The sequence below is a fragment of the Tateyamaria sp. genome, from assembly GCF_059783535.1.
Genome location: NZ_JBYNDP010000103.1, coordinates 1 through 3,236, shown reverse-complemented (window position 1 = coordinate 3,236; position 3,236 = coordinate 1). Strand labels below are relative to the sequence as shown.

Here is a 3,236-nt window from a genome sequence, read left to right as displayed (position 1 = left end):
GATCGCGTGGCAAATCTGCTGGACCCCGGCTCGCCTTTTCTTGAGGTCGGGGCGACGGCGGCGCACGGGCTTTATGACGGCGCGGCACCCTGTGCCGGGGTGATTGCAGGCGTGGGGCGTGTCATGGGGCACGAGGTGATGGTCGTGTGCAATGACGCGACGGTGAAGGGCGGCACCTACTACCCAATGACCGTCAAGAAGCACCTGCGCGCCCAAGAGATCGCGGAGCAAAACCATCTGCCTTGTATCTACCTGGTCGACAGCGGCGGAGCGAACCTGCCCAATCAGGACGAGGTGTTTCCAGACCGAGATCATTTCGGGCGCATCTTCTTCAACCAGGCGCAGATGAGCGCAAAGGGCATTCCCCAGATTGCGGTCGTCATGGGGTCATGTACGGCGGGCGGCGCCTATGTCCCGGCTATGTCCGACGTGACGATCATTGTGAAGGAACAGGGCACAATCTTTCTGGCCGGGCCGCCGCTGGTCAAGGCGGCAACGGGCGAGGTGGTTAGCGCCGAAGACCTTGGCGGTGGTGACGTACATACGCGCCTGTCGGGGGTGGCCGATTATCTGGCTGAGGACGATGCACATGCCCTAGCTCTGGCGCGCCGCAGCGTTGGCAACCTCAACTTGCGCAAGCCAACAACCGTCACACTGCAAAGTGTCGAGGAACCCGCCTACGATCCAGAAGAAATTCTCGGTGTCGTCCCAGCGGATCTGCGCACGCCCTATGACATTCATGAGGTAATTGCGCGCATCGTGGACGGATCACGTTTCGATCCATTCAAGGCGCGGTTTGGCGAAACGCTGGTCTGCGGCTTTGCCCATATCAAGGGCGTGCCTGTCGGCATCATTGCCAACAACGGGGTGCTGTTTTCCGAAGCCGCCCAGAAAGGTGCGCACTTCGTTGAGCTGTGTTCGCAGCGCAAGATCCCGCTGGTGTTCCTGCAGAACATCACGGGGTTCATGGTGGGCCAGAAATACGAAAACGAAGGGATCGCGCGCCACGGGGCCAAGATGGTGACGGCTGTGGCCACAACATCCGTGCCCAAGGTGACAATGCTGGTGGGTGGATCCTTTGGCGCGGGCAACTATGGCATGGCCGGGCGCGCTTATTCGCCGCGCTTTCTGTGGTCCTGGCCGAACGCGCGCATATCCGTCATGGGCGGTGCGCAGGCGGCAGGTGTGCTTGCAACTGTGAAAAGGGACGGAATCGAGCGTGGCGGCGGCACATGGTCAGCCGAAGAAGAGGCCGCGTTCAAGCAGCCAACCATTGATATGTTCGAGGAACAGTCGCACCCGCTCTACGCCTCCGCGCGCCTTTGGGATGACGGCGTGATCGATCCCCGCAAAGCGCGGGACGTTTTGCACCTCAGCCTGTCTGCAGCCCTGAATGCACCGATTGAGGACACACGCTTTGGCGTGTTCCGGATGTGAGGAAAAACTGATGTTCGACACTATCCTCATTGCAAACCGGGGCGAAATTGCGTGCCGTGTTATGGAGACGGTCCAAGCCATGGGCGTGCGTTGTGTAGCTGTGTACTCCGAGGCCGATGCGGCGGCCAAGCATGTGCAAATGGCAGACATGACTGTTCCCATCGGTGGCGCGGCTCCTGCTGATAGCTACCTGAAAGGCGACGTGATTATTCAGGCTGCGTTGGACACTGGTGCGCAGGCCATCCATCCCGGCTATGGCTTCCTGTCTGAAAACCCGGACTTTGTGGACGCAGTTGAGGCGGCGGGTCTGACCTTTATCGGACCATCGGCGCAAGCGATCCGGGCCATGGGCCTCAAGGACGCAGCCAAGGCCCTGATGGTCCAAGCGGGTGTGCCTGTTGTGCCCGGCTACCATGGTGCGGATCAGTCGGATGATCTTTTGGCGGCCGAGGCGGGCAAGATGGGCTATCCTGTTCTGATCAAGGCGGTTGCAGGCGGCGGTGGCAAAGGTATGCGCCTTGTGGAAACACCCGACGACTTTGCAGATGCCTTGGCCAGCGCGCGAAGCGAGGCGCAGACCGCCTTTGGAAACGCGGACGTGCTGGTTGAAAAGTTCGTAACGCAACCTCGCCATATCGAGGTGCAGGTCTTTGGCGACGGCACGAACGCTGTGCATCTCTTTGAACGCGATTGTTCTTTGCAACGCCGCCACCAAAAAGTCATCGAGGAGGCGCCAGCCCCCGGCATGACCGACGAAATGCGTGCGGCCATGGGGGCCGCTGCCGTGCGTGCTGCGGAAGCCATTGGCTACAAAGGGGCAGGGACTGTTGAGTTCATCGTCGATGGCTCGGGCCCGCTGCGTCCGGACGGCTTCTTTTTCATGGAAATGAACACACGCCTACAGGTCGAGCACCCGGTGACCGAGGCGATCACCGGCGTCGATCTGGTCGAATGGCAACTGCGCGTCGCTGCGGGGGAGCCGTTGCCTGCCGCACAGGAGGACCTTTCGATTTCGGGTCATGCCTTTGAGGCACGACTCTATGCCGAGGATGTGCCTGCGGGGTTCTTGCCTGCAACGGGGACACTGACGCATCTGAGTTTCCCGGATGTGGCACGCGCGGACAGCGGTGTGCGGGCAGGGGATGAGATCAGCCCCCACTACGATCCTATGATCGCCAAGGTCATCGTGCATGGTCCAACGCGCGATGTCGCCCTGAAACGCTTGTCGCACGCACTGGCAAAGACACAGGTGGCAGGCACCGTGACCAACCTTGCCTTTCTGGGCGCGCTGGCCGGACACGCGGGCTTTGCGGCTGGCGAAGTGGATACCGGCCTGATTGCACGCGACATTGATGATTTGACTGCACCACCGAAACTCCTGCCAAGACACACGATTGCGGCTGCGATGGTTGCATCTGGTTTGGACGGTGTTGTCCCCGATGCGGGATTCTCCTTGTGGCAACCATTGCGCCGCTCTTTGCCGTTGATGCATGGCGACGACGTATTGGACGCTCATGTCGAGGTTCTGGATCGAGACACCCAACGCTGGCATCTTGATGGAACCGAGTTGTCGGTCGAGCGGCGGCAGGGGCAATGGACCATCGCAGGCCATCCTGCCCCGGATGTTCATGTCGCTGACAGCATTGCTACAGTCTTTGACGGTTACGGGATTGCGTTCCATATCGTCGATCCGCTGAACGTGAACGCCACGGCAGCGGGCGACGGCAATGTGGTTGAGGCGCCGATGCCCGGTCTGGTCAAGGCGGTGTTTGCTGCACCGGGGGCGATTGTGGCCGAAG

2 protein-coding genes are annotated in these 3,236 nt (G+C 60.9%); both read left to right on the top strand.

Translation table 11 applies throughout. The annotated features are described in order from the left end of the window. A partial coding sequence (locus AC6RA8_RS16790) for a carboxyl transferase domain-containing protein (RefSeq protein WP_500354148.1) occupies positions 1 to 1,437 on the top strand: 1,437 nt, incomplete at its 5' end. 10 nt (positions 1,438 to 1,447) lie between these two features. Continuing rightward, positions 1,448 to 3,236: acetyl-CoA carboxylase biotin carboxylase subunit (locus AC6RA8_RS16785; protein ID WP_500354146.1), on the top strand; the 1,789-nt coding region annotated here is incomplete at its 3' end.